This window comes from Nocardioides jejuensis, from assembly GCF_004337475.1.
GTDB classification, from domain to species: domain Bacteria; phylum Actinomycetota; class Actinomycetes; order Propionibacteriales; family Nocardioidaceae; genus Nocardioides; species Nocardioides jejuensis.
This window is the reverse complement of the sequence record NZ_SJZJ01000006.1, coordinates 28,505-54,217: the sequence shown is the minus strand read 5'-3', so window position 1 is coordinate 54,217 and position 25,713 is coordinate 28,505. Positions and strand designations below refer to the sequence as shown.

Annotated in this window: 30 protein-coding genes and 1 tRNA gene; 8 read left to right on the top strand and 23 right to left on the bottom strand. The window is 70.5% G+C overall.

The window, feature by feature from the left end; translation table 11 throughout:
* Positions 1-3 precede the first annotated feature (3 nt).
* The 5 genes from EPD65_RS05380 to EPD65_RS05360 are packed head-to-tail and all read right to left on the bottom strand — an operon-like array spanning position 4 to position 5,600.
* Positions 4-1,239, bottom strand: coding sequence for an acyltransferase family protein (locus EPD65_RS05380; RefSeq protein ID WP_131582143.1), 1,236 nt, complete (start codon positions 1,237-1,239; stop codon positions 4-6).
* Positions 1,236-2,642, bottom strand: a complete 1,407-nt coding sequence (locus EPD65_RS05375) for a hypothetical protein (protein ID WP_131582142.1) — start codon at positions 2,640-2,642, stop codon at positions 1,236-1,238. Before EPD65_RS05375 ends, EPD65_RS05380 begins: the two co-directional genes overlap by 4 nt.
* Entirely contained in the window at positions 2,639-3,793 is a 1,155-nt protein-coding gene (locus tag EPD65_RS05370) for a glycosyltransferase (RefSeq protein ID WP_243640454.1), read from the bottom strand. Before EPD65_RS05370 ends, EPD65_RS05375 begins: the two co-directional genes overlap by 4 nt.
* Positions 3,790-4,986, bottom strand: coding sequence for a polysaccharide biosynthesis protein (locus tag EPD65_RS05365; RefSeq protein WP_131582141.1), 1,197 nt, complete (start codon positions 4,984-4,986; stop codon positions 3,790-3,792). Before EPD65_RS05365 ends, EPD65_RS05370 begins: the two co-directional genes overlap by 4 nt.
* Complete coding sequence (locus EPD65_RS05360; RefSeq protein WP_131582140.1) at positions 4,983-5,600, bottom strand: YveK family protein; 618 nt, start codon at positions 5,598-5,600, stop codon at positions 4,983-4,985. Before EPD65_RS05360 ends, EPD65_RS05365 begins: the two co-directional genes overlap by 4 nt.
* A 142-nt stretch (positions 5,601-5,742) precedes the next feature.
* Here EPD65_RS05360 and bcp point away from each other — a divergent pair, with 142 nt between their 5' ends.
* Entirely contained in the window at positions 5,743-6,219 is a 477-nt protein-coding gene (gene bcp, locus EPD65_RS05355; RefSeq protein WP_131582139.1) for a thioredoxin-dependent thiol peroxidase, read from the top strand.
* Between the two features lie 99 nt (positions 6,220-6,318).
* Positions 6,319-6,394, top strand: a tRNA-Leu gene (locus tag EPD65_RS05350).
* 63 nt (positions 6,395-6,457) lie between these two features.
* On the opposite strand, the gene EPD65_RS05345 is transcribed toward EPD65_RS05350, so the two are convergent.
* The 7 genes from EPD65_RS05345 to EPD65_RS05315 all read right to left on the bottom strand — a co-directional run bounded on the left by EPD65_RS05345 (position 6,458) and on the right by EPD65_RS05315 (position 12,667).
* The gene (locus EPD65_RS05345; protein ID WP_131582138.1) at positions 6,458-7,021 is read right to left on the bottom strand and encodes a 1-acyl-sn-glycerol-3-phosphate acyltransferase; all 564 of its coding nucleotides are present in this window, start codon (positions 7,019-7,021) and stop codon (positions 6,458-6,460) included.
* A 13-nt stretch (positions 7,022-7,034) separates the two neighbouring features.
* Entirely contained in the window at positions 7,035-8,672 is a 1,638-nt protein-coding gene (locus EPD65_RS05340) for an ABC-F family ATP-binding cassette domain-containing protein (protein ID WP_131582137.1), read from the bottom strand.
* Positions 8,673-8,682: 10 nt separating this feature from the next.
* Positions 8,683-9,324, bottom strand: coding sequence for a non-canonical purine NTP pyrophosphatase (locus EPD65_RS05335; RefSeq protein WP_131582136.1), 642 nt, complete (start codon positions 9,322-9,324; stop codon positions 8,683-8,685).
* The gene (gene rph, locus EPD65_RS05330) at positions 9,317-10,024 is read right to left on the bottom strand and encodes a ribonuclease PH (protein ID WP_131582135.1); all 708 of its coding nucleotides are present in this window, start codon (positions 10,022-10,024) and stop codon (positions 9,317-9,319) included. The genes EPD65_RS05335 and rph overlap by 8 nt, the downstream gene beginning before the upstream one ends.
* Before the next feature lie 30 nt (positions 10,025-10,054).
* Complete coding sequence (locus EPD65_RS05325; RefSeq protein ID WP_131582134.1) at positions 10,055-10,912, bottom strand: SGNH/GDSL hydrolase family protein; 858 nt, start codon at positions 10,910-10,912, stop codon at positions 10,055-10,057.
* Between the two features lie 70 nt (positions 10,913-10,982).
* On the bottom strand, positions 10,983-11,765 hold the full coding sequence (locus EPD65_RS05320) for an ABC transporter permease (RefSeq protein WP_131582133.1): 783 nt from the start codon (positions 11,763-11,765) through the stop codon (positions 10,983-10,985).
* On the bottom strand, positions 11,762-12,667 hold the full coding sequence (locus EPD65_RS05315) for an ABC transporter ATP-binding protein (RefSeq protein ID WP_131582132.1): 906 nt from the start codon (positions 12,665-12,667) through the stop codon (positions 11,762-11,764). The genes EPD65_RS05320 and EPD65_RS05315 overlap by 4 nt, the downstream gene beginning before the upstream one ends.
* A 130-nt stretch (positions 12,668-12,797) precedes the next feature.
* Between EPD65_RS05315 and EPD65_RS05310 the strand changes: the two genes are divergently transcribed.
* Positions 12,798-13,946: a sensor histidine kinase gene (locus EPD65_RS05310; RefSeq protein ID WP_131582131.1), complete on the top strand. Its 1,149-nt coding sequence runs from the start codon at positions 12,798-12,800 to the stop codon at positions 13,944-13,946.
* Complete coding sequence (locus tag EPD65_RS05305; RefSeq protein WP_207891425.1) at positions 13,943-14,614, top strand: response regulator; 672 nt, start codon at positions 13,943-13,945, stop codon at positions 14,612-14,614. Before EPD65_RS05310 ends, EPD65_RS05305 begins: the two co-directional genes overlap by 4 nt.
* 153 nt (positions 14,615-14,767) lie before the next feature.
* Here the strand turns inward: EPD65_RS05305 and EPD65_RS05300 are convergent, their stop codons facing one another.
* From EPD65_RS05300 to clpS, 7 genes are all read right to left on the bottom strand, one after another.
* Positions 14,768-15,190, bottom strand: a complete 423-nt coding sequence (locus EPD65_RS05300) for a cupin domain-containing protein (RefSeq protein WP_131582129.1) — start codon at positions 15,188-15,190, stop codon at positions 14,768-14,770.
* A gap of 1 nt (position 15,191) precedes the next feature.
* Positions 15,192-15,950, bottom strand: coding sequence for an MBL fold metallo-hydrolase (locus EPD65_RS05295; protein WP_131582128.1), 759 nt, complete (start codon positions 15,948-15,950; stop codon positions 15,192-15,194).
* 71 nt (positions 15,951-16,021) lie between these two features.
* Positions 16,022-16,984, bottom strand: a complete 963-nt coding sequence (locus tag EPD65_RS05290) for a PLP-dependent cysteine synthase family protein (RefSeq protein WP_131582127.1) — start codon at positions 16,982-16,984, stop codon at positions 16,022-16,024.
* Between the two features lie 62 nt (positions 16,985-17,046).
* On the bottom strand, positions 17,047-17,328 hold the full coding sequence (locus EPD65_RS05285) for a MoaD/ThiS family protein (RefSeq protein WP_131582126.1): 282 nt from the start codon (positions 17,326-17,328) through the stop codon (positions 17,047-17,049).
* 3 nt (positions 17,329-17,331) lie between these two features.
* A complete protein-coding gene (locus tag EPD65_RS05280) occupies positions 17,332-17,772 on the bottom strand; it encodes a M67 family metallopeptidase (protein WP_131582125.1) in 441 nt (146 codons plus the stop codon).
* Between the two features lie 78 nt (positions 17,773-17,850).
* Positions 17,851-18,438, bottom strand: a complete 588-nt coding sequence (locus EPD65_RS05275; RefSeq protein WP_131582124.1) for a DUF2017 domain-containing protein — start codon at positions 18,436-18,438, stop codon at positions 17,851-17,853.
* The gene (gene clpS / locus EPD65_RS05270) at positions 18,435-18,725 is read right to left on the bottom strand and encodes an ATP-dependent Clp protease adapter ClpS (RefSeq protein ID WP_131582123.1); all 291 of its coding nucleotides are present in this window, start codon (positions 18,723-18,725) and stop codon (positions 18,435-18,437) included. Before clpS ends, EPD65_RS05275 begins: the two co-directional genes overlap by 4 nt.
* 53 nt (positions 18,726-18,778) lie before the next feature.
* On the opposite strand from clpS, the gene nemA reads away from it, so the two are divergent.
* Positions 18,779-19,873 carry an N-ethylmaleimide reductase gene (gene nemA / locus EPD65_RS05265; RefSeq protein ID WP_131582122.1) on the top strand — a complete coding sequence of 365 codons (1,095 nt, stop codon included), beginning with the start codon at positions 18,779-18,781 and terminating at the stop codon, positions 19,871-19,873.
* Positions 19,874-19,889: 16 nt separating this feature from the next.
* On the opposite strand, the gene EPD65_RS05260 is transcribed toward nemA, so the two are convergent.
* A complete protein-coding gene (locus EPD65_RS05260; RefSeq protein WP_131582121.1) occupies positions 19,890-20,189 on the bottom strand; it encodes a DUF3303 domain-containing protein in 300 nt (99 codons plus the stop codon).
* A gap of 192 nt (positions 20,190-20,381) precedes the next feature.
* Between EPD65_RS05260 and EPD65_RS05255 the strand changes: the two genes are divergently transcribed.
* The 3 genes from EPD65_RS05255 to EPD65_RS05245 are packed head-to-tail and all read left to right on the top strand — an operon-like array spanning position 20,382 to position 22,774.
* A complete protein-coding gene (locus EPD65_RS05255) occupies positions 20,382-21,194 on the top strand; it encodes an ABC transporter substrate-binding protein (RefSeq protein WP_131582120.1) in 813 nt (270 codons plus the stop codon).
* Positions 21,195-21,225: 31 nt separating this feature from the next.
* Positions 21,226-22,017 (top strand): amino acid ABC transporter permease, encoded by a 792-nt coding sequence (locus EPD65_RS05250; protein WP_165872896.1) that lies wholly within the window; start codon positions 21,226-21,228, stop codon positions 22,015-22,017.
* 1 nt (position 22,018) lies between these two features.
* On the top strand, positions 22,019-22,774 hold the full coding sequence (locus tag EPD65_RS05245; RefSeq protein WP_131582119.1) for an amino acid ABC transporter ATP-binding protein: 756 nt from the start codon (positions 22,019-22,021) through the stop codon (positions 22,772-22,774).
* Between the two features lie 81 nt (positions 22,775-22,855).
* Here the strand turns inward: EPD65_RS05245 and EPD65_RS05240 are convergent, their stop codons facing one another.
* From EPD65_RS05240 to EPD65_RS05230, 3 genes are all read right to left on the bottom strand, one after another.
* Positions 22,856-24,661 carry a DEAD/DEAH box helicase gene (locus EPD65_RS05240; RefSeq protein WP_131582118.1) on the bottom strand — a complete coding sequence of 602 codons (1,806 nt, stop codon included), beginning with the start codon at positions 24,659-24,661 and terminating at the stop codon, positions 22,856-22,858.
* Positions 24,658-24,915 carry a DUF3039 domain-containing protein gene (locus EPD65_RS05235; RefSeq protein ID WP_131582117.1) on the bottom strand — a complete coding sequence of 86 codons (258 nt, stop codon included), beginning with the start codon at positions 24,913-24,915 and terminating at the stop codon, positions 24,658-24,660. The genes EPD65_RS05240 and EPD65_RS05235 overlap by 4 nt, the downstream gene beginning before the upstream one ends.
* Before the next feature lie 159 nt (positions 24,916-25,074).
* Positions 25,075-25,623, bottom strand: coding sequence for a hypothetical protein (locus EPD65_RS05230; RefSeq protein WP_131582116.1), 549 nt, complete (start codon positions 25,621-25,623; stop codon positions 25,075-25,077).
* Positions 25,624-25,713 lie beyond the last annotated feature (90 nt).

Here is a 25,713-nt window from a genome sequence, read left to right as displayed (position 1 = left end):
ATCTCATCGTCGCCCCGACCAGTCCATCGCCGGCTTCTCCACGAGCCGGTAGCTGAGCGTGCCGAGCAGGATCGAGCCCGTGGCCACGACCGCCGGCGCCCAGACCATCGTGACCGGCCCGTCGCCGCCGATCAGCGGCACGTGGGCGTCGATGCGGGAGACGAGCAGCAGCACCGGGTAGTGCCAGAGGTAGGCACTGAGCGAGATCGTGCCGACGTGCTCGAGCGACCGGACGCTGAAGACACGCACGATCCGGGACGACGTACGCCGGGCGGTCGGCTCGACCAGCACGAGCAGCATCACCCCGGCCGTCAGTCCCATCGCTGCGGTGACGAACCACGGGTGCCGGTCCGCCGACCAGAGGGTGAGCACTCCTCCCACTGCCGCCACGGGCGTGCCGAGGAGCAGGATCCGGCGGCGTGTCAGCCAGGCGAGGTGGCCGCGTTCCATCCAGACGAAGACCACCGCCACGAGCATGCCGACGCCGAAGTTGTCGGCGATCGCCAGCATGCTGCGGGTCAGCACGGCGATGCCGTTGGGCCCGAACTCGGCGGTGAGGGCCGACATGCCGGGCGTGTGGCGCCACCACTCCTCCGCAACGAGGCGGGCTACCAGGCCGACCACCACGAAGAGGAGCCCGGGCAGCGCAGCGAGCCAGAACGCCCGCCGACGGAAACCGCCGCCCCAGCGCACCAGCGGCAGCAGGAGCAGCGGCAGGAGTGCGTAGAAGCAGAGCTCCGAGGTCAGCGACCACGACGGGTTGATGCCGGTCTGGATCGTGGCCGGGAAGAACGTGTGGACGAGCGTGAGGTTCGCGAGCAGGTCGACCGGATCGGTCATCATGCCCGCGCCGGCGTCGCTCGCCTCGCGGCCGACGACCACGGCGTTGCCGAGATAGACCGACTGCAGCACGAACGAGCTGACCAGGAAGATCGCGACGTAGCCCGGGAAGACCCGCGCGATCCGTCGCAGCGCGAACCGGCGTACGTCGGTGCGGCGCTCGCCGCGGGCGACGTCGCGGATGAAAGGCAGCGAGATCAGCAGCCCCGACATGGCGAAAAAGAGAACCAGGCCGAGTGCCATCGACTGGGCGAGGCCTCCGGGGGTGGTGTCCGGCGCCCAGTGCATCCACGAGTGGGCGCTGATCACGCCGAGGCAGGCCAGCCCTCGGATGCCCTCGAGGCCTCCGAGGTAGTGACCGGCGCGCGCGGGCACCTCGACCGGATCCGCGGTGGTCATGCGCGCTCCTCGGTGGCGGAGTCGTCGGTGGAGGAGTCGTCGCTGGTCGGGCGCCCGAGCGAGAGGCCGACCAGCACGGAGAAGATCGCGGTGGCCGGGTGCTGGATGACGACCGGGAAGTCAAGCTGCAGCGCAACGAGGGCGAAGCCCGCGACACCGCACGCCAGCACGGCGTTCTCGAAGCCGCGGCGCGCCTGCAGACCGGCGCGGACCACGAGCACGAGGAGGATCAGCACGGCCACCGCGCCGAGGATCACGCCGCCGCGATAGACGGTCAGGAGGGGCGCGTTGGCGACGAAGTTGACCGTCTGGCCGATCGACTGCGACCGGTACTCCGGCCGGTCCCACCCCAGACCCCACAGCCAGTGCCCCTGCACCGACGAGGCGTAGTCAGTGAACGCCAGCGCGCGGGCCAGCGAGCCCGTGTCGTGCTCGCCGAACGAGGAGAAGATCCGGGTCCGCAGCACCGGGGTCGCGAGCACCGCCAGCGCTCCGGCGACACCCACGCCGGCGAGCCAGGCCCGCTGGCGCCCGCGCCCCAGGAGGACGACGAGGCCCAGCGCCACCACCACGGTGCCGAGCGCGGACCGGCTCAGGGTCAGCGCGAGGCCGGCGCCGATCACGGCGACGAGCACGACCCGCAGCCAGCCCCGGTACGCCGCCACGGCGACCAGCACTCCCGCCGCGAGGATCAGGCCGGCGATGTTGGGCTCGACGTACGTGCCGGTCAGGCGCAGCGTGTTGGACTCGACGCCGGGCACGAACTGGGCGTTGCCGCCGCCCGCGTGATAGCCGATGACGGTGAGCCGCGCGAGGAAGTAGCCGAGCGGGTCGTAGCGGAGCAGCAGCACGCCAGCGATCGCGGCCAGCGCTGCACCGGTGACCAGGGCACCGATGACCACGCGGCGGGCATCACGGGTCAGGAAGCGCATCGGCACGACCACGGAGGTGGCGACCAGCCACGAGACGTACTCCAGGACGGAGTCCGTGCTCGGGCTCGTGACCAGGAACGACACCGCCGCCACGAGCGCGAAGACACCGAGGAAGAGCTCGGGCGCACCCACGCGGAACCGGACCCCCGGGAGGAACGCCAGCGCCACCCAGCAGCCGAGACCGAGGACCAGGATGAGCGGCGCACCGGTGCCCGGGAGCTTGGCGTACGGGACGAGCCCGAGGACGAGCGCGAACGCCCCGAGCGTGACCCGGGGGTGGACCGTGGTGACCCAGGCAGCGACGAGCACGGCCAGGGCGGCGATGATGAGGAGCTGGATCGTCGGGCCGCCGGCGGCCATGCCGACCACGAGCACGGGTACGCCGACGATGACCGCCGCGAGGACGAGCACGTCAGGGAGCGACCGGGGTCGGATCGCCGCGAGGCCGCGTGGCGTGGGAGTGGTGCTCATGCGTCCAGCCAGTCGAGCACGGCGTCGCGTCCGCGCCGGCCGGTCCAGAGGGCCTCGTTGGTGGCGTGCAGCCGGGCGCCCTCCGCCGCAGCCGCATCGGCGTCCCCGAGCAGCGCACGGCAGCGCGCCACGAAGCCGTCATCGGGCACCGCATCGAGGCCGAGCAACGACTCGATCGAGCCGACACCGGCAGGGCTCGTGACGACCGGCAGGCCACGGGCAGCGGCCTCCAGGACCTTCACCCGCACTCCCCCGCCCACAGCCACGGGAGCCACCATGGCACGGCAGCCGGCCAGCAGGGGCGCGACGTCGCGGACCTCGCCGTGATCCACCACGCCGGGCAGCGCGACCTTCGGGCCGTCCGGCCGCGGGCCCACGAGCCAGAGCTCGGCGCCGGGGATGCCGCGCGCGATCGAGGGCCACCAGGCCAGCATCCGGTCGACGGCCCGGGCGTTCGGCGACCAGTGCCGGTTGCCGAGCAGGACGAGGCGCGGGGAGGAGGCCGCGACGTCGACAGCCGGAGCCGGCGGCAGGGTCAGCGGGAGCCAGCGCGCGTTGATGCCCCGCTCGCGCCGGGCCTCCATCTCGCTGGCGTCGTAGCCCGCGATCGCGCGGGCCGTTCGGGCGATGCGCAGCTCGTCGCGCTCGATCCGACGGGCCTCGACCCGGCCCGCAAGACCTCGGGAGCGCCACACGGGCGCCTCGGAGACCTCGGTCGACACCAGCAGCCGCGACGGATCGGCGCCGGCAGCCCGCAGGTAGGGCTCCGCGAGATAGGAGTGAACGGCGACGACACGGTCGCCCCCGGAAGCCCCGGACGCCTCGGATGCCTCGACCGCAGCGACGAGCCCGTCGATGTCGAACCGCTCGTGCACGAGGCTGCGGCGATGGAGTGCGGCACGGGCAGCGATCCGCGGCAGTGCGACGGGAGGCTTCGCGACCCGGACGACTCCGGGCTCCACACGCCCGGGCTCCTCGCTCAGGCAGATCACCGACGTCTCGTGCCGCTCCTCGGCGATCCGGCGGAGCAGGCCGAAGAGGGTGACGTCACCGCCACGGGCGAGCGACGGGTCCTTGCCGAGCAGGAACGTGATCCGGCTCGTCCGCCGGTCCTCCGCAGGCGCGGACATCGCGGGGTCGGCCGTGCTCACGCCACCGCAGGGCGGCCGACACGACCGCCGTAGACGGCGTACGAGTAGGCGCCGGACATCACGAGGTCCGCGGCGAGGAACGCGGTGGCCGCGCCGGGGCCGCCGAGACCGCTGAGCAGGACCACGAGGCCGAACAGCACCACGATGGAGATCGCCGTGACGATGAGGCGGTAGCGGTCACGGTGCTGCAGGACGAGCACCACGGTCGCCACGCTGCTCAGCGTCCGCAGGAAGCTGACCGGCGCCAGGATCGCGAAGGTGAGCCAGAGCGACGTGTCGCCCTCGAAGAGCCAGGCACCGACGGCGAAGAGCGCCAGCACCGTGCCCGTCGCTGCGGACAGCCACACCGCCGTACGCAGCTGGGGGCCGCCGCTGATGTCGCCGTGGGAAGCGCGCAGCGAGCCGTGGAACGTCGTGCCGAAGGACTGCCCGAGAGCCGCCAGCGACCAGACGAGCTGGCTGCCGAAGGAGTAGTAGCCCGCCTCGCCCATGTGGCCGAGCGCGCCGAGGAGGATCACGCCGCACTGGACGTAGGCGACGCCGAGCGCCGACTCCGCGAGGATCACGAAGGAGCGCGTGTTGATCTCGGGGAACGACGGCCGCGCGTGGACCATCGCCTGCAGGCCGAGCAGCACAGGCAGCGCGGTGCCGGTGAGGTAGAGCGCGGCACCGAGCCGCAGGTCCGGGTGGTGCGCCAGCAGCAGGTAGCTGCTGCCGAGCGCCATGCCGAGCACCTGGCGGATCGCGTCAGCACGCTGGGCCCGGTCCGGCTGGCCATCGCGGATCAGCGAGCTGCGGGAGGCCTGGAACGCGACGTCGCTGCCGGCCTTGATGACGGCGAAGCCGGCGATGATCGAGAACGGCCAGGCGATGACGCCGAGCACGATCAGGGCGAAGCCGAAGATCGCCCGGGTCGTCCGCTCACGGAGGAAGACCTCGCGCGTGACGCGCGGGCCGCGGGTCGTGAAGTAGCTGTCGAGAGGTACGCCGATGAGCGATCCGGCCGCGAACGCCATCGCGTAGAGGCCGTAGGTCTCGATGTTGAACGTGTGGGTGATCAGCAGCGCCCACACGAAGACGAGGGCCCGCGAGGAGTACATCCAGCCCGAGGCCTTCAGCGTCGTGATGACCCGGCTCGCGCCCTCCGGCGCCGGCGACTCCACGGACGGACGCACCTTGATCCCGATGTTCACGCCGACTCCGGGTCACGCAGCAGGTGACGCGCGGTGACCGCGCCCACACCGACGAACGCACCCAGGAGCAGGCCTGCGAGCAGGTCGACCGGAAGGTCCGGCGACGACGGGCTGTCCGCGACGACGGCATGACCGACGACCACACCGCGCACCCCGGGCTCCTTGTCGGAGGCACCGGAGTTCTCGACCGCGACCACGGCGCCGATCAGCTGGCCCGCGACGGAGTCGGCGATCTTCGCCGCCTCGCGCTTGTCGGTCGACTCGGCCGTGACACCGATGAGCGTGTCGATCTGGCTGGTCTCGACCGAGATCTGCGTGGCCAGCTCGGTCGGCGTCGTGTCGAGACCGAGCTCGTCGATCACCTTGTCGAGAACGGCCGGGGTGACCGCGAGGCCCTTGTACGTCTGCATGCGCGACTGCACGTAGTTGCCGGCGTACGCGAGGTCCTGGCCGGTGTCGACGCGGGACGCGCTGAAGAGGATCCGCGCGGTGGAGCTGTAGCGCGCCGTGCTGAGCAGGACGACGGCGCCGGCCGCAGCCAGGCCGAGGAGGATCGCGAGGAGGACCAGGAGCCAGTTGCGGAGCAGTACGCCGATGTACGTACGCAGGTCCACGCTCCACCTCCTCCTGTCCTGCCCGCTCGTGCAGGCAGCATCCCGTTCCGGACGTTACCGCACGGTGTTGCTGGTGTGACGCAGCCGTGCGGTACGCGTGACGCGGTTCGGTCGGGAGGATGTTCCGGCTACGGTTTCGGTCATGACCGCGACCCGACTCCTGCCCGGCGACCTTGCTCCCGACTTCACGCTTCCGACGGACGGCGGCTCGACCGTCACGCTGTCGGACCTGCGCGGACGCAAGGTCATCGTCTACTTCTACCCGGCCGCGATGACGCCGGGCTGCACCAAGCAGGCCTGCGACTTCAGCGACAACATCGCCTCGCTCCGCGGTGCCGGCTACGAGGTCATCGGCGTCTCCAAGGACACGCCTGCGAAGCTCGCGAAGTTCCGCGAGCGCGACCACCTCACGATCACGCTCGCCTCCGACACCGACCTCGCGGTGCACCAGGCGTACGCGGCGTACGGCGAGAAGAAGCTGTACGGCAAGGTGGTCGAGGGCGTCATCCGCTCGACCATCGTCGTCGACGAGGAGGGCAAGGTCGCCGTCGCGCAGTACAACGTCAAGGCCACCGGCCACGTCGCCAAGCTCCGCCGCGACCTGGGCCTCGACGCCTGACCCACCGCCGAAACCCGGGTTTTGCCCTGTCGAGACCCGGGTTTTGGCCCGTCGAGACCCGGGTTTTGACGCACAACGCTCCCCGTAAACTCGGCACGCGCGCTCGTAGCCCAACGGCAGAGGCAGCGGCTTTAGGTGCCGCCCAGTGTGAGTTCGAATCTCACCGAGCGCACCAACACGGGACTCAACACGTCAAAACCCGGGTCTCGACAGGGCAAAACCCGGGTCTCGGCGACGGTCAGTCCTCGAGTTCTTCGCGGAGCCGCGGCTCGGTGCGGTTCTCCGGCCGGAAGCCGCGCTTGTCGGCGTAGAAGGCACGCACGACGTCCATGTCGGCGACGACGTCGCCGCTGGGGACGAACGTCGGCCCCATGCCCATCGTGCGGGTGGGTCCGTCGACGAAGCCCATGGAGACCGGCAGTCCGGTCTGCTGGGCGATGCGGAGGAAGCCGGGCTTCCAGTACTCGCCCTTCGACCGCGTGCCCTCCGCGGCGATGCAGAGCAGGAACGACTCGTCCGCCTGCGCGAGCATCGCTCGGATGGCCGCGCCCGGGTTGGAGCGGTCGAGCGGAATCCCGCCGAGGGCGCGCAGCAGCGGCCCCAGCGGGCCCTTGAAGAACGACTCCTTGACCAGCACCTGCGGCTGGACTCCACTGCTCCAGGCGATCGCGAGCATCGCGACGAAGTCCCAGTTGGAGGTGTGCGGCGCCCCGACCAGGATGCCGCGCTGCGGCACCTGACCCACGAGCTTCCAGCGGGTCGCCCACAGCAGGGTGCGGGCAAGCTTCGGGCGGATGATCATGGTGCTCCTGGGGTCAGAGGAGGGTGACGCGGCCGGCATCGACGGCCCACCGCTCGTCGAGATGGACGTTGTCGAGCAGGCGCCTGTCGTGCGTGACGAGCAGCAGGGCGCCGTCGTACGCATCGAGGGCCTCCTCGAGCTGCTCGATCGCGGGCAGGTCCAGGTGGTTGGTCGGCTCGTCGAGGACCAGCAGGTTGACGCCCCGCGCCTGGAGCAGCGCCATGGCGGCACGGGTCCGCTCCCCCGCGGACAGACGCCCGACGAGTGACTCGACCTGCCCGGCCTTGAGGCCGAACTTCGCGAGCAGCGTGCGGATGTCGGCCGGCGTCATCTCCGGCAGCGCGGCCTCGACCGCATCACCGAGTGGCAGCGCCTCGTCGAGACCGCTCCGCGCCTGGTCGATCTCGCCGATCGCGACACTCGCGCCGAGCGACGCCGTGCCGGACGTCGGCGCCAGACGACCGAGGAGCAGCCGCAGGAGGGTCGACTTGCCGGCACCGTTGGGGCCGACGATGCCGATCCGGTCGCGGGCGTTGACCTGCAGCGACACCGGACCCAGCGTGTAATCGCCCAGCGTCACGGAGACCTCGTTGAGCGTCGCGACGACCGCCGAGGAGCGCGGTGCGGCAGCGATGGAGAACTGGAGCTGCCACTCCTTGCGCGGCTCCTCGACCTCGTCCAGACGGGCGATCCGCGACTCCATCTGGCGCACCTTCTGCGCCTGCTTCTCCGACGACTCCGACTGCGCCTTGCGCCGCACCTTGTCGTTGTCGGGGCTCTTCTTCATCGCGTTGCGGACGCCCTGCGAGCTCCACTCGCGTTGCACGCGGGCGCGGGCGACGAGGTCCGCCTTCTTGTCGGCGAACTCCTCGTACGCCTCCCGCGCGTGCCGCCGGGCGATCGCGCGCTCCTCCAGGAACGCGTCGTAGCCACCGTCGTAGACGGCCACCTTGTGCTGCGCCAGGTCGAGCTCGACGATCCGCGTCACGCACCGCGCGAGGAACTCCCGGTCATGCGAGACGAGTACGACGCCCTGCCGCAGCCCCGTCACGAACGCCTCGAGTCGCTCGAGGCCGGCCAGGTCGAGGTCGTTGGTCGGCTCGTCGAGCAGGACCACGTCGAAGCGCGAGAGCAGCAGCGCGGCGAGCGCCGCACGGGCGGCCTGGCCGCCGGACAGTGACGTCATCAGCGCATCGGCACTCACGTCGAGACCGAGCTCGGCGAGCGCGGCCGGCGCACGGTCCTCGAGATCGGGAGCACCCGTGGCGATCCAGTGGTCGAAGGCGGCGGCGTAGGCATCGTCGGCACCCGGGGCACCGGAGCCGAGAGCCTCCGCCGTCGACTCCATCTCGGCCGTCGCCTCGGCGCAGCCGGTGCGACGCGCGAGGTAGCCGAGGACGGTCTCGCCCTCGAGCCGCTCGTGCTCCTGCGGGAGCCAGCCGACGAAGGCGTCGTTGGGCGCGGTCGAGACCGTGCCGCCGAGGGGCTCGTCGACACCGGCGAGCAGCCGCAGCAGGGTCGACTTGCCCGCGCCGTTGGCACCGACGACCCCGACGACATCGCCCGGAGCGACCGTCAGGTCGAGGCCCTCGAAGAGCGTCCGGTGAGCATGGCCACCGGCGAGGTCCTTGGCGACGAGGGTCGCGCTCACAGCACCGCCCTCACAGGCCGGCCAGGACGTCGACGACGAGCGGGGCGATGGCCCGCAGCGCGTGGCCGCGGTGCGAGATCGCGTCCTTCTGCTCGGGGGTGAGCTCCGCCGACATCACCTCGTGCCCGTCCGGCACGAAGAGCACGTCGTAGCCGAAGCCCCCGGTGCCGCTGAGCGCCCGCGCGACGTGACCGTGCATCTCGCCGGTCACGACCTCCTCAGCCACTCCCCCGTCGCCCACCGGGTAGGCGAACGCCAGCGCGCACGCGAAGTGCGCGCCGCGGCGGTCGTCCGGCACGTCGGCGAGCTGGTCGAGCAGCAAGGCGTTGTTGCGGTCGTCAGACTTCGGCGCCCCGGACCAGCGCGCCGACAGCACGCCCGGCATGCCGTTGAGCGCGTCGACGCAGATGCCCGAGTCGTCGGCGAGCGAGGGCAGGCCGGTCGCCAGGACACCCGCCTTCGCCTTCACCAGCGCGTTGCCCTCGAAGGTCGGCGCGTCCTCCACCGGCTCGTCGTACGCCGGGACGTCGTCGAGGCCGAGCACCTCGATGCCCGGCACCAGCGGCGCGAGGATGCGCCGCAGCTCGCCGAGCTTCTTGGCGTTGCGGGTGGCCAGGAAGACCTGGGGCGCCGCGTCGACGGGATCAGGCACCGAGCGCGGCCTTCTGCAGCGCGGTCAGGTCGGCGCAGCCCTTCTCTCCCAGCGCGAGCAGCGCGTCGAGCTCGGCGCGATCGAACGCCGCCCCCTCGGCCGTGCCCTGCACCTCGACGAACTTGCCGTCGCCGGTCATCACGATGTTCATGTCGGTCTCGGCGCGGACGTCCTCCTCGTAGGGGAGGTCGAGGCGCGGGACGCCGTCGATGATGCCGACCGAGACGGCGGCGACGGAGCCGGTGAGCGCCTTCTCGACACCGAGCGTGCGCACGGCGTCAGCCAGCGCGACGTACGCGCCGGTGATCGCCGCGGTGCGGGTGCCGCCGTCGGCCTGCAGGACGTCGCAGTCGATGTTGATCGTGTTCTCACCGAGGGCCTGGTAGTCGATGACGGCGCGCAGCGACCGGCCGATCAGGCGGGAGATCTCGTGCGTGCGGCCGCCCACGCGGCCCTTCGTCGACTCACGGTCGGAGCGCGTGTGGGTCGAGCCGGGAAGCATCGCGTACTCCGCCGTCACCCAGCCCAGGCCGGAGCCCTTGCGCCAGCGCGGCACGCCCTCGGACGCCGACGCCACACAGAGCACGCGGGTCTTGCCGAACTCGACCAGCACCGAGCCGGCCGGGTGGTCCAGCCAGTTGCGCGTGATCGTGATGTCGCGGAGCTGGTCGTTGGCGCGGCCGTCGGCTCGAGAAGTCATGCGCTGACCCTACCGAGCGCCGCTGACAGCTCAGGACGCGACAGCGTCGTCGAGCCCGACCCCGACGAGTACGCCGCGGCGTACGGCAGGAAGGCGGCGCGCAGGCAGGCGCGCAGGCAGCACGGGACGCTGTGCGAGTCCGCGCGCCTCGGTCATCGCCAGGCGGGCAGCCCAGGGTCCGAGGTCCTTCGCGCGGCGGCCGAACCACGGCACGCCCTCGGTCACCATCCAGTGCAGGTCTGTCCGCCAGTTGGGGACGTAGCCGCCCTCGCGGTCACCGCTCGGCAGCGGGTGCGCGAAGCCGATCTCGTTGAGCCCCGCGCCGAAGCACCGGGCCAGCGAGCGGTGGCCCAGCTCGGAGGGGTGCAGCCGGTCGATCGACCAGAACTCCCGCTCGAAGACCTCGGCCTGCTCCCCCAGGTCGACCCGGATGCCGCCGTACGTCGCGTGGATCTCGTCGTACACCTCGTTGAGGAAGGCGATCCGCGCGAAGAGCGGGCGACGCAGCACAGCCGGCAGCCCGAAGACCCGGCCGTGGTCGTGGAAGCGGACGGTCAGCAGGACCGCACCGGATCCGTGCAGTGCCGCCGCGGTCTCGAGCAGCTCGCGCCGGATCCGCTCGCGGTTCCACGTCGAGCGCATCGTGTCGTTGATGCCGACGATCAGCGAGGCGATGTGCGGCTGGTGAGCCAGCGCCTCCGGCAACTGCTTGTGTCGTACGTCGGCCACGACCGCTCCGCTGACCGCCAGGTTGCAGAAGGAGATGTCGTGGCTCTCCCCGAGGGCCTCAGCCAGGATCCTGGCCCACCCCCGCCAACCGGTCGGGACGGCGTCGCCGACGCCGTGTGTCACTGAGTCACCGAGTGCTGCAAAGCGCACGTACCCCATGCCGCCAGCGTGGCGGCAGGGGGTACGTGACGGAGAGGTGCGGGCGGCGCGTCGCGCAACCCTGGATGAACTACTTCACCTCGGAACGACGGATCCGCCAGATGCCGATGACCAGCGGCAGGGCCACCCACAGCAGCGAGGTGGTGACGATGTGCCCCCACTCGGTGCCGCTGGGCGACGACGGGTCGAACAGGACACCCTGCGCAGAACCGAAGTCGACCCACGCGAGCTTGTCCCCCGCGCTGGTCCAGATGCTGGCCACGATGCTCAGCACCATCGGCGCCGCGAAGTAGGTGACGATCGCGAACGCGGTGCTGAGCAGCAGCGCGCCGAACGCGAAGCCCTGGAGGGCGCCGATCACGACACCGAGGAAGAGGCGGCCGAGCCAGTTGGCGGTGACCCCGTCGAAGCCGTGCCCCGTGAGAGGCGTGAGCACGAGGGCGATCGCGACCGCGATCACGAAGGCGCCGAGCACGAATCCGAGCGCTGCGGCCAGCTTCGCGGCGACCACGCGGCCACGGTGCGGAGTCAGGGTGAACGTCGCCAGGCCCGTGCGCTGGCCCCACTCCTGGGTGATCAGGAGGATCGCCAGCACCGGCAGCAGGAAGCCCTGCGGGATGCCGGACATCTGCAGCAGGTCCGTGAAACCGAGGTCATCGCGGTGTCCGAAGATGAGCACGCCCGCGTTGACGAGCACGGTCACCACGGCGACGACGATCAGCAGCCACAGGCCGGCCTTGGTGTCCGCCATCTTGCGAAGCTCCACGCCGACCAGACGGGCGAACGACGGACGGCGGTCGCGGCCGTCATCGGCGGCGTGCGACGGGGCGGGGGTGTCGATGACGGCGCTCATGCCGTGACTCCTTCAGTGAAGGTCTCGCGCTGGGTGTCGGCGGTCAGCTCGAGGAAGAGGTCCTCGAGGCCACCGTCGGCGGGACGGAGCTCGATGAGGGTGATCTGCTGCTTGGCGGCGATGCGGCCGATGGCAACCGCCTCGGCGTCGACGCGGAAGCCGTCGCCGACCGGCGAGAGGACCAGGCCCTCGGCGGCAGCCGCACGGGCCAGCTCGTCCTTCTCGACGGCGCGGACGTAGGTGCCGGCGCCGGCGACCAGCTCGGAGGCGGTGCCCTGCGCGACGATCTGGCCACGGCCGATCATCACGATGTCGTCGGCGATGAGCTGGACCTCGGTGAGCAGGTGGCTGGAGAGGAGCACCGTGCCGCCGCGGTCGGCGTACTCACGCAGGAGGCCGCGCATCCAGCGGATGCCGGCCGGGTCCAGGCCGTTGGCCGGCTCGTCGAGGATCAGGATCTCCGGGTCGCCGAGCAGGGCGTGGGCGATGCCGAGGCGCTGCTTCATGCCGAGCGAGTAGTTCTTGACGCGACGCTTGGCCTCCGACGGCGTCAGGCTGACCAGCGCCAGCACCTCGTCGACGCGCGTCTTCGGCAGACCCATCGTCTGCGCCGCGATGGCGAGCACCTCGCGACCGGTACGACCGCCGTGCTGCGCCGACGCGTCGAGCAGTACGCCGACGTGGCGACCGGGGTTCGGGAGGTCGGCGTACCGCTTGCCGTTGAGGGTGACCGAGCCGCTGCTCGGTGAGGTCAGACCGACCATGACGCGCATGGTGGTCGACTTGCCAGCTCCGTTGGGGCCGAGGAAGCCGGTGACCCGCCCCGGCCGCGCCACGAAGCTCACGTCCTTGACGGCGGTGAACGCGCCGTACGTCCTGGTGAGGTTCTCAACCTTGATCATGACAACTACTTTCCCGTGCGGGCTCGGGCGGCACATCGACCCGAGGTCGCGATCGCGCCCCTACCAAAGTCAGCCACCCGTACGCCGCGGGTCGGGTCCGCCACGACGGCTACTCCCCTAGCCTGATCAGGTGTCCGTCGAGTACCCCGCCCGCCCCCTGACGCGGCGATCCCACATCTGGCGCTATGCGCTGTGCCTGGTGATCTCCGCGATCGGCTGGGGCAGCGTCTTCGACAACCAGTGGGACCACCACCGCGGACTGTGGTGGCTCGACCTCGCCGTCGGCTCGCTCGCCTATGTCGCGGTGTTCTACCGCCGTCGGAACCCGCTCGCCACGGCACTCCTTCTCAACGCGGCCGCCGCGGTCTCGGGCTTCGCGGCCGGCCCAGCGGTCCTCGCGGCGGTCTCGCTTGCCTCCCGCCGGGTCTACCGCGAGATCGTGCTGGTCGGCCTGGTCAGCTTCAGCGCTGGCATCACCTTCACGAAGATCGAGCCGCAGCAGCACCAGGACACCTGGTGGCTCGACATCGTGGTCAACCTGGTCGCCACCGTGGCGATCCTCGGATGGGGCCTCTACATCGGCTCCCGCCGCGAGCTGGTCGCTCGCCTGCACGCCGAGGTCGCACAGGCTGCCGCCGAGCAGGAGCTGCGCGCTGACCAGGCCCGTGGCGCCGAGCGCTCCCGGATCGCCCGCGAGATGCACGACGTCCTCGCCCACCGGATCTCGCAGATCTCGATGCGCGCCAACGCCGTGATGTTCCGCGAGGACCTCAGCGCCGAGCAGCTCCGCGAGCAGGTCGGCGTCATCCAGGCGAACGCCAACGAGGCGCTCGCCGACCTCCGGTCCGTGCTCGGCGTCCTGCGTGACCCCGCGAGCGGCGCCCCGCTCGACCGCCCGCAGCCGACCTTCGGCGACCTGGCGTCGCTCGTCGCCGACGAGATTGCGGCAGGCGCGAGCGTCACGCTGACGACCGACGTCGAGGGTGACGTGCCCGAGCTCGCCGGCCGCACGGCGTACCGGATCGTGCAGGAGGCGCTGACCAACTCGCGCAAGCATGCGCCGGGCGCCGCGGTGACCGTTGCTATGACGGGCGCGCCGCGGGACGGGCTCACGCTCCTGATCCGCAACCCGCTCGGCTTTGCCTCCAGCGGTACGCCGGGGTCGGGGCTCGGCCTGGTGGGCCTGCGCGAGCGCGCCGAGCTTGCGGGCGGCAGACTGGACGCCGGCAGGGAGATGTCGTCGTGGGTGATTCGAGGGTGGATTCCGTGGGAGAAGTGATCCGGGTAGCGCTGGTCGACGACGACGCGCTGGTGCGGTCGGCGCTCGGCCTGATGATCGGTGGCCAGGCGGACATCGAGCTGGTCGGCGAGGCAAGCAACGGCGAGGAGGCGCTCTCCCTCGTCCGGACCTCGTCTCCCGATGTGGTGCTGATGGACATCCGCATGCCGGTGATGGACGGACTCGAGGCGACGCGCCAGCTCCACGCGAAGCCGTCGCCGCCGCGGGTCATCGTGCTGACGACGTTCGACGCAGACGAGTACGTCACGACCGCGCTCGCTGCCGGTGCCGACGGCTTCCTGCTCAAGGACACCCCGCCCGGCGACATCGTGACCGCGATCCGGCAGGTCGCCGCTGGCGACCCGATGCTCTCCCCCTCGGCAACCGCCTCCCTGATCCGGCAGATCCGCACCGAAGCGGCCGACACCAGCTCGCACCCCGCCGAAGCCCGGGCCGATGCCGCACTCGCGCGCCTCTCCGCGCTGACCGAGCGCGAGCACGAGGTGGCGCTCGCCGTCGGCCGCGGGCTCTCCAACGCCGAGATCGCGAAGGAGCTCTTCCTCTCCGTCCCGACCGTCAAGGCCCACGTCGGCCGGCTCTTCGACAAGCTCGGCACGACCAACCGCGTGCAGATCGCGATCTGCGTCCACGACGCCGGCCTGATCTGAAACCGGGCCTCTGCGCCGAGGCGCAGGTGTGCAGGGACGCGCCGGCACGAACGCGCTCCCGGGCGCGTCGTCGCACATGTGCGCCTCGCCGCATGCCGAGGTCGGCCTGAGCTTCCGATGGTCGAGTAGGCGCACCAGCGCCGTATCGAGACCTCAGGCTTCGAGCTCGAAGTCCTCGAAGTCGAAGCCGGGCGAGACCAGGCAGCTGACCAGGGCATCCGCCTCACCAGGCACCGTGCGCTGCCAGACGCCGGAAGGTACGAGCACCTGCGTGTGCTGGCCGGCGGCGACCTCCACCCCCACGGCGTACGACGCGTCGGTCGCCGGCTCCGCGCCCGAGCCGCCCAGCTCGAGCCCGACGACTCCCGTGTGCGCGATCCACATCTCGTCGGACGACACCCGGTGCCAGGCAGAGCATTCACCCGCCGGCAGCAGGAAGTGGATCAGCGTCGCGGTGGCACGCACGCGCCCGTCCGGCAGGGTCACGGAGACCGGCGAGCGCCAGGTCTCGCGGTACCAGCCACCTTCAGGATGGGGCTCGAGCCCGAGCACCTCGGCCAGCGGCGGGACGGGCACCTCAGACCTCGTAGACGGCGCCCTTGGCGGCCATCTGCAGCGGGCCCGACCAGACCTCGGCGGCCTCGGCCATCGCGTACGCGCTGTCGTGCCACGCCGGGACGTGGGTCAGCACGAGCGCCTCGACACCGGCCTTGAGGGCGACCTCGGCGGCCTGGCGACCGGTCATGTGGATGCCGGGAGGGTTCTCGTCGCACTCGCGGAACGCAGCTTCGGCCAGGAACAGGTCCGCGCCGCGGGCAGCCTCGACGAGCGACTCGCAGACGTCGGTGTCACCGCTGTAGACCAGCGCGCGGCCGTCGGCCTCGACGCGCAGCGCGAACGCCTCGACCGGGTGGTAGACGGGCGTCGCGGTCACCGTGAACGGGCCGAAGGAGACCGGACCGTCGTACGTCCGGAACTCGAACTCCTCGTTCATGCCGGGGTCCTCGTCGAGGTCGTACGCCTTCGCCATCCGGCGGTCGGTGTCGGCCGGTCCCCAGCAGGGGATGCGCGGCGCCGGGCCGGTCGGGTGGTACTTGCGCAGGACGTAGTAGCCGCAGAGGTCGAGGCAGTGGTCGGCGTGGAGGTGGCTGACGAAGATGCCGTCGATCGTGAGCGGATCGGCGTGGTTGTGCAGCTCACCGAGCGCGCCACTGCCGAGGTCGAGAAGGATGCGCCACGTGCGGCCATCCTCGTCGTCAGCCTCGACCAGGTAGCAGCTCGCGGGAGCCTGCGGGCCCGGGTAGGAACCCGAGCAACCGATCACCGTCACCTTCACGGGAGTACACGTTACGGCTTGAAGCGTGTAACGCGCCGCAACTTGGGAGCCGCGTCACCCAGAGACGGTCGTCACGCCCAGAGCTGACCCTCGAGGCGGTCCTCCGCCTCGTCGACCGTGCCCTCGTAGGCACCGGTCGACAGGTACTTCCATCCGCCGTCGGCGACGACGAACGCAATGTCCGCCTTCTCCCCCGCCTTGACCGCCTTCGCAGCCTGGCCGAGGGCGGCGTGCAGGATCGCGCCGGTCGAGATGCCCGCGAAGATGCCTTCCATCTCGAGCAGCTCGCGCACCCGGCGTACGGCGTCGCGGGGGCCGACGGAGAAGCGGCTGTCGATGAGCGAGGCGTCGTACAGCTCGGGGACGAAGCCCTCGTCAAGGTTGCGCAGGCCGTAGACGAGCTCGCCGTAGCGCGGCTCGGCGGCGACGATGCGCACGTCGGGCTTCGCCTTGCGGAAGAAGCGCGAGACGCCCATCAGCGTGCCGGTGGTGCCGAGGCCGGCGACGAAGTGCGTGATCGAGGGCAGGTCCGCGAGGAGCTCCGGACCCGTGCCGAGCTCGTGCGCGAGCGCGTTGGCGTCGTTGCCGTACTGGTAGAGCATGACCCAGTCGGGGTGCTCGTCGGCCATGCGCTTGGCGACCCGGACGGCCTCGTTGGAGCCGCCGGCGGCCGGCGAGGAGTGGATCTCGGCGCCCCACATGCGCAGGATCTGGCGACGCTCCTCGGAGGTGTTCTCCGGCATCACGAAGACAGTGCGGTAGCCCTTGAGCTTCGCCGCCATCGCGATCGAGATGCCGGTGTTGCCGGAGGTCGGCTCGAGGATCGTGCAGCCGGGGCGGAGGAGACCGCTCTTCTCGGCCTCTTCGATCATCTTGAGTGCCGGGCGGTCCTTGATCGAACCGGTCGGGTTGCGGTCCTCGAGCTTGGCCCAGATGCGGACGTCGTCACCGCCGCCGACCATCGCGGTCAGCCGCGGCAGCCCCACGAGCGGGGTGTTGCCGACGGAGGCGAGCAGGTTGTCGTAGCGGGCCATGAGTCGATTCTTTCAGGTGCTCGAGGTGCTCGTCGCTGAGGGCGAGCTTGTCGAGACTGGTCTCAGCGAGCGCCGCCGGCGACGGCCGGCAGGACGACGACCTGGTCGCCGTCGGAGAGCGCGGCCTCGAGGCCGCCGATGAAGCGGACGTCCTCGTCGTTGATGTAGACGTTGACGAAGCGGCGGAGCTCGCCGGACTCCTCGATGAGGCGGCCCTTGATGCCGGTGTGGCGGGTCTCCAGGTCGTCGATCAGCGCGAGCAGCGTGGCGCCCTCAGCCGGAACGGCCTTCTCGCCGCCGGTGTACGTGCGCAGGATGGTGGGGATGCGGACCTCGATGGCCATGGCTCAGCTCTCCTCGTTGCTCAGCTGGGCGACGACGGTGACCTCTTCTTCAGTCACTTCGCCGTCGATGATGCGGTACGACCTGAACTCCACCGGGCCCTCGTTATTCCCGTGCTCACGCGTGCTGACCAGCACGTAGTGGGCGTTGGGCTCGCTGGCCAGGCCGATGTCGGTGCGGCTGGGGTACGCCTCCGTCGCGGTGTGCGAGTGGTAGACGATGACCGGCTCCTCGTCGTTCGCCCACATCTCCTTGTAGAGAGCGAGGAGCTCGGTGGAGTCGAACTCGTAGAACGTCGGGCTGCCGGCGGCGTTGATCATCTCGATGAACCGCTCCGGGCGGTCGCTGCCCTCCGGGCCGGCGACGATGCCGCAGCACTCGTCCGGGTGGTCCCGCTTGGCGTGCGCGACGATCGCGTCGTACGTCGCCTGGTCGATGGTCAACACAAGCCCACAGCCTAGGTGAGAACGGCAGTCCGGACCGCATCGAGCGGTGCCGGATAGGTCACGCGAGACTCCCCCGGCTCAGGCCGAAAGCGCCTCGACGAGCGTCTCCTGCAGGTAGCCGACCCACTCGTAGATGTCGTGGGCCTGGCTCGCGGGGTCATCGTCGGAGAGCGCGGCCCACCGCTCCTCGTCGCCCTCCTCGATGCCCAGGCGGGTGGCGAGCGCAAGCCGGATGTCGGTGAACGACTTGAGCCAGACCATCGCCTCACCTTCGTCGAGCTCGACGTCGATGTGGACGGCGTCGTCCACCTCGTCCTCGGGGAGTCCGGCCTCCTCGAGCGCCTCGATGACCGCGACCGCACCGCACGCCTTGCCGTCGCGCAGCGTTCCCTCGGTGAAGCGGCGGAACTCGGCAGCAGCCTCGTCGTCCCCGGTGTACGCCGTCGGGAAGAGCCGCAGGAGCACGGGGTCCTCGGGCTCGTCGGTCGGTCCGGAGAAGTCGAAGAGTGCGGCCAGCGGGTCCTCGTGCTCGACGGGAGCCGCGACCTCGCTGCGGAGGAGCTCGACCAGCTGGGAGGCGAGCGAACGCAGCAGGTCGGCCTCGAAGCCCGTGAACTCGGCGATGGCGCGGCCACTCTTGCGGTGCCGGTGGAAGCCCTCGGTCACTGCTTCTCCATCGTGGCCCACAGGCCGTATTCGTGCATGGCCTGGACGTCCCGCTCCATCTCCTCGCGGGTGCCCGTGGAGACGACCGAGCGGCCCTCCTCGTGCACCTGCATCATCAGCTTCTCGGCCTCGGCCTTCGAGTAACCGAAGTACTTCTGGAAGACGAAGGAGACGTACGACATCAGGTTCACCGGGTCGTTCCACACGACGGTCACCCAGGGCTTGCTGAGGAACGTGATCTCGTCGGGAACCGTCTCGGACCCGACCTCGGGGCTGGCGGTCGACACGGCTCCATCGTTCCACAGGGAATGCCTGCCGCCCGACCACCGTTGCGCCCCTCGTGACCAGCCGACTGTTCGAGCCCCTGACCGTCGGAGCCGTCGAGCTCCCCCACCGCGTCGTCATGGCGCCCCTCACCCGGATGCGCGCGACGCAGCCCGGCGACGTGCCCAACGAGCTGATGGCGGAGTACTACACGCAGCGCGCCGGCGCCGGCCTGTTGATCACCGAGGGCACCCAGATCTCCCCGCAGGGCAAGGGGTACGCCGACACCCCGGGCATCTACTCCCCCGAGCAGGTCGCCGGGTGGCGCGCCATCACCGACGCGGTCCACGCGGCCGGCGGCCGCATCGCGCCGCAGCTGTGGCACACCGGCCGGGTCTCGCACGAGTCGCTGCACGACGGCGCCCTGCCGGTCTCGGCGAGCGCGATCCCGTTCCGCAACCGCACCTCGCTGAAGGACGCCGACGGCAACGTCTATCGGGCCGACTGCCCGGTGCCGCACGCGTTGACGGTCGAGGAGATCAAGGCCGTCGTCGAGGACTACCGCCGCGCCTCCGCCAACGCCCGCGAGGCCGGCTTCGACCTGGCCGAGATCCACGGCGCCCACGGCTATCTGCTGCACCAGTTCCTCGCGGCCGACAGCAACCAGCGCACCGACGAGTACGGCGGCTCCCTGGAGAACCGCGCGCGCCTCATGCTCGAGGTCCTCGACGCGGTCATCGACGCCTGGGACGCCGACCACGTCGGCATCCGGATCTCCCCCATCGGCTCGTTCAACGGCACCGAGGACCCCAAGGGCGCGGAGGCCGGCCTCTACCTGGCGGCCGAGTTCGCCAGGCGCGGGATCGCCTTCCTGCACCTCTCCGAGCCGGACTGGGCCGGTGGCCCCGAGCTGACCGAGGAGTACCGCAAGGAGCTGCGCGCGGCGTTCCCCGGGGTGATCATCGGCGCGGGTGCGTACGACCCCAGCAAGGCCGAGCGGCTCATCGAGGCGGGGCTCATCGACGCCGCGGCGTTCGGACGGGCGTACATCGCCAACCCGGACCTCGACGTACGCCTGCGGACGGGGGCTCCGCTCAACGCGCCGGACCTCGCGACGTTCTACGGCGGCGGCGCGGCGGGATACACGGACTACCCGACACTGACGAGCTGACCGTCGTCAGCAGAAGTCAGGCGATCGAGGCACGGAAGGCGACCGCCCCGGCGCCGACTGCGGCGCTGTCGGCGATCTCGAGCACCGGGTAGATCGTGAAGGCGAACCAGACGCCGAACGGTGCGGTGTCCTTCGCGATCAGCGAGACGTCGTCCGTCTCCACGACCGCGAAGCCACCCCGGTTGTCGGCACGCCCGAGGAACTCCTTGAAGACCGCACCTTCGCTGGGCGCCCAGTTGCTGAACACCGTGAGCGACCTGGCTTCAGACGCCTCAGACGCGTTCGGGAGCGGCTCCCACGTGACGACGTACTTCATGGCCGGTCCTCCAGGGTCGGAGCAGGGACAGGGACGCTTTCGACGCTAGCCGGGCCGGCGCGGGACCCGCATGACCCGCCAGGACCGCCTGACCCCGGGCCGCACACTGGGGTGGACGGCCCCCGGAACCGTTGGCGATCCGTGACCTGAGGGCCATGCGCACGCCGCACGGGATCACCTAGTGTGCGAGTCATGCCTTCATCGATGCGCCGCACCCTTGCCACTGTCGCCGTCACTGCTGCCGTCGCGAGCCTCGCGGCGTGTGGTTCGGGCGGAGGGTCCGACAAGAAGGCCGACAACGCGCTCGGCCTGATCCAGGCCGGCACGCTGACGGTCTGCTCCGACGTCCCGTACGCGCCGTTCGAGGACTTCGACAAGTCGTCCAAGAGTGGCTTCAAGGGCTTCGACGTGGACATCGTCCAGGCCGTTGCCGACGGCCTCGGCGTCAAGCTGCAGATCAAGGACTCCGCCTTCGACGCCCTCGAGAGCGGTCTGGCGGTCAACTCGGGCCAGTGCGACCTGGTCGCCAGCGCGATGACCATCAGCGACGACCGCAAGAAGGCCCTGCTGTTCAGCGATGGTTACTTCGACTCCGCCCAGTCGCTGCTGGTCCCCACCGGCTCGTCGATCAAGGGCATCGGTGACCTGAAGGGCAAGAAGGTGGGCGTACAGGTCGCCACGACCGGCAAGACGTACGCGGAGAAGAACGCGACGGGGGCCCAGGTCGTGACGTTCCCGAGCGATGCGGAGATGTACTCCGCCCTCAAGGCCGGCCAGGTCGACGCCCTGCTCCAGGACTACCCGGTCAACTACACGCACCAGGAGGACGCCCGCCAGCCGGGCAAGTACACCGTGGTCGAGACCTACCCGACCAAGGAGGAGTACGGCCTCGCGACCAAGCTCGGCAAGACCAAGCTGATCGACGCCGTCAACGAGCAGCTCACGACCCTTCACGACAACGGCACGTACGACGAGCTCTACAAGAAGTGGGTGCCCACGAAGTGAGCGCCCCGCAGCCGCGTCACCAGGCTGTCTCGTGAAGCGCTCGACGCGACGGCGGATCAACCACGCCGCGCTGTATGCACTGCTCGGTGCGGTGGTGCTCGTGGTCGTCTTCGCGGTCGACTGGGCCAGCGTCCGGAACAACTTCTGGGCCGACGGACAGCATGACAACTGGCGCGACCTGATCACGACCGGCGTCGTCAACACGGCTCGCTACACCGCGATCGCGTTCGCCGGTGGGCTGACGCTGGCGTTCGCCCTTGCTCTGATGAAGCTGTCGCCGATCAGGATCTACCGCTGGATTGCGACCGCCTACGTCGAGTTCTTCCGCGGGCTGCCGGCGCTGATCGTGATCCTGGTGATGGCGTTCGGCGTCCCGATCGCCTTCCAGTGGACTCCGCCGGGTGGCCCGGTCGGCGCGGGTGTCGTCGGCCTGATCATGGTGGCCGGCGCATACATGGCCGAGACGCTGCGCGCCGGTATCCAGTCGGTGCCGAAGGGACAGGCCGAGGCGGCCCGCTCGCTTGGCATGAGCGGCCCGCGGACGATGGTGTCCATCGTCATCCCGCAGGCAGTCCGGATCGTCATTCCGCCGCTGACGAACGAGTTCGTCCTCCTGATCAAGGACACCGCCCTGCTCTTCGTCGTCGGCATGCTCGTCGGGCAACGCGAGCTGACCACGATCGCGCGCGACTTCATGGCGAGCGGCTCGACCGCCGGCACCGCCACCAGCCTCACCCAGGCTGCGCTCCTCTACCTGATTATCACGCTCCCGCTGACCCGCCTCGTCGCGTGGCTGGAGAAGAAGCAGCAAAGGGCCCGATGACATGACCGCAACCGTCACGACGAGCGGATCGCGCGCCATCGAGGTGCGCGACCTGCACAAGACGTTCGGCAAGAACGAGGTCCTCAAGGGCATCGATTTCCACGTGGACTCAGGACAGGTCGTCTGCGTCATCGGCCCCTCCGGCTCGGGCAAGTCGACCCTGCTCCGCTGCGTCAACCGCCTCGAGGAGCCCACGTCCGGCCGGATCCTGGTCGAGGGCATCGACATCACCGACCCGGAGACCGACCTCGACGCGGTCCGCAGCCGGATCGGCATGGTCTTCCAGCAGTTCAACCTGTTCCCACACATGAGCGTGCTGAAGAACCTCACGATCGCGCAGAAGCGCGTGAAGAAGCGCAGCACCGCCGAAGCGGTCGAGATCGCCCGCCGCAACCTCGCCAAGGTCGGCCTGGCCGAGCGCGAGGACGCCTACCCCGCCCACCTCTCGGGCGGTCAGCAGCAACGCGTGGCGATCGCCCGCGCCCTGTCCATGGACCCGGACATGATGCTCTTCGACGAGCCGACCTCGGCGCTCGACCCCGAGCTCGTCGGTGACGTCCTGGCGGTCATGAAGGACCTCGCCTCCGAGGGCATGACGATGATGGTCGTGACCCACGAGATGGGCTTCGCCCGCGAGGTCGGCGACAAGCTGGTCTTCATGGACGGCGGTGTCATCGTCGAGGAGGGCGACCCGCGCGAGGTGCTGGCCAGCCCGCAGCACGAGCGAACCCAGGCGTTCCTCTCCAAGGTCCTCTGACCTACGGCGTCCGCGCTACCGATCAGTACGCACCCGACACGCCGGTGACGAGGTGCGTACTGATCGGTAGCGCCGGCCGGGTCAGCGACCGCTGATCGCCCAGTCCCGGATCTTGTCGATCCGGTTCTGCAGCTGGTCGACCGTGGCCACGGCCGACGGCGGACCTCCGCACTCCTTGCGCAGCGCGCTGTGCGTGACGCCGTGGGGCTGGCCGGTGCGGTGGTACCAGGCAGCGACGAGGCCGTTGAGCTCCCGACGGAGTACGCCGAGGCGCTCGTGCGTGACCGCGCGATCCTCCTCGCTCAGCGGACTGGCGGCCCGTTCCTGCTTCTGCTTCTTGGCGCGGTCGCTCTGCCGCTGGTGCAGCAGGTCGCGCACCTGGTCGGGCTCGAGCAGGCCGGGGATGCCGAGGAAATCCATCTCCTCGTCGGAGCCGACGTGCACCTCGCCCGAGTGGCCGAACTCGCCGCCGTCGTACAGGACGCGGTCGAAGGTGGCCTCGGAGCCGAGCGCCTCGAAGTTGCCGAGCAGGTCGTCGGAGGCGCCCTCGCCGGCGTTGGCCTGGTCGATCAGGCCCTGCTCCGCGGCGAAGATGTCGCCGTCGTCGTTGACCTTGCGGCCCAGGACGTGGTCGCGCTGGACCTCCATCTCGGACGCCAGCCCGAGCAGGTTCGGCACGGACGGCAGGAAGACCGACGCGGTCTCGCCGCGCTTGCGGGCACGCACGAAGCGACCGACGGCCTGGGCGAAGAAGAGCGGTGTCGAGGTGTTGGTCGCCCACACGCCGACGGCCAGACGCGGGACGTCGACGCCCTCGGAGACCATGCGGACCGCGACCATCCAGCGCTGGTCGCCGTCGGAGAAGCCGGAGATCTTCTTCGAGGCGCCCTTCTCGTCCGACAGGACGACGACCGGGGCCTCCCCCGTGATGGCGCGCAGCAGCTTGGCGTAGGCACGAGCCGCCGTCTGGTCCGACGCGATGACGAGGCCACCGGCGTCGGGGACGTGGCGGCGTACCTCCGTCAGGCGCTTGTCGGCGGCCTCGAGCACGGCGGGCATCCAGGAGCCGGCAGGGTCAAGCGCCGTACGCAGCGCCTGCTGGTGCATGTCCTTGGTGAGCGGCTCGCCGAGGCGGGCGGTGATCTCGTCACCGGCGCGGGTGCGCCACTGCATCTCGCCGGAGTACGCCATGAAGAGCACTGGGCGGACGACGTGGTCGGCCAGCGCATGCGCATAGCCGTAGGTGTAGTCCGCCTTGGACTGCGGGATGCCGTCCTCGTTGGGCTCGTACTGCACGAACGGGATCGGGTTCACGTCGGAGCGGAACGGCGTGCCGGTCAGCGCCAGGCGGCGCGTACCCGGCTCGAAGGCCTCGCGGACGCCCTCGCCCCAGCTCAGCGCATCACCCGCGTGGTGCACCTCGTCGAGGATCACCAGCGTCCGGAAGCGTTCGGTGCGGATCCGCATGGCGAGCGGGTTGACCGCCACACCGGCGTAGGTGACGGCGATGCCGAGGAACTCCTGCGAGGTCTTGCCCTGCCCCGCGGAGTACGTCGGGTCGATCGGGATGCCGGCGCGCGCGGCGGCCTCGGCCCACTGCACCTTCAGGTGCTCGGTCGGGGCAACGATCGTGATCCGGTCGACGACCCGGCGCCCGAGGAGCTCGGCCGCGATCGTCAGGGCGAACGTCGTCTTGCCCGCGCCCGGCGTCGCGACCGCGAGGAAGTCGCGCGGCTGCTCCTCGAGGTACTTCCGCATCGCCGCGGCCTGCCAGGCACGCAGCGAGGTGGCGGTGCCCCACGCGGCACGGTCCGGCCACGCCGGCGTCAGCGCGCCGGGGGCCTGGGGAACCGCGTCGAACAGGTCAGCCTCGGGCTGACCGCTCAAGACGCGTCCCCGTCGTCGTTGATCGACTCCCAGATCTCCTTGCACTCCGGGCAGACCGGGAACTTCTCCGGCGCACGGCTCGGCACCCAGACCTTGCCGCAGAGCGCGACAACGGGAGTGCCCATGATCGTGGCTTCGGTCAGCTTGTCCTTCGGGACGAAGTGGCTGAACCGCTCGTGGTCGCCGTCCTCGACCGACAGCGTCTTGCGGTCTTCGACGACGTCGAGCTGGGTGAATCCGATGGGCGTGCTCACAGTCCGATCCTATGCGAGGTCCGGGGCTCGTCCGACCAGCCCGGAGGGTTGAAATGACGAGCCCCGGGGGCCGGCGCGGAGGGAGGGAACGCGACTGGGAAGGTCACGGGGAGGGATGCGCCAGCACCCGGGGTACGTCAGCTCAGCGGGTTCTGCCCGTCAGGCAATGGCCGCCGTCCGCGAACGCGAACCGGCCCGGAGGCGCGCGAGAAGCGACGGAGCCGCCTCGGCCTGCGGTGCGTTCGCGCCGATCACGAAGCCCTCGCGGGCCTTCGCCTCGACAATGCCACCCACGCGGGAGCCGTGCTCCTCGAGCTGGTAGGCAGAGATCAGCCCTGCGTTGAGGGCGAGGAGCTCGCGCTCCTTGTCGAGGATGCGCGCCAGGACGGCCACGGTCTCCTCGTCAGCGTCGGCGAACGCCTTGTCGAGAACGAGGCGGATGCCCGGGTTCTCGTCGGCGGCGTCGCGCCAGGCCTCGATGGTCGCCGCCTCGAGGTCGAGGGGCTGGTCCTTCGCGATGCGCTCGATGTGCCCCGCAAGGCGGGTGTGCCAGCGAAGCGAGAGCGCGCCGATCAGGTCGAGCTCGTCGCTGAAGGTCTGCTCGACGCCAGTCACGTACATCGGCAGCTCGCCGTCGCGTCGGGCGTCGGCTTCCTTGATCACGGCGTGGAGGACGTCCCCACGGCGGTGAAAAGCTTCCCAGTTCATGGACAGCTCCTTTCACTCATCCACATACCGTTGGTACGTAACGACCGTACGTGGCATACCGGCGGTATGCCAAACGCCCACGCGGTGACT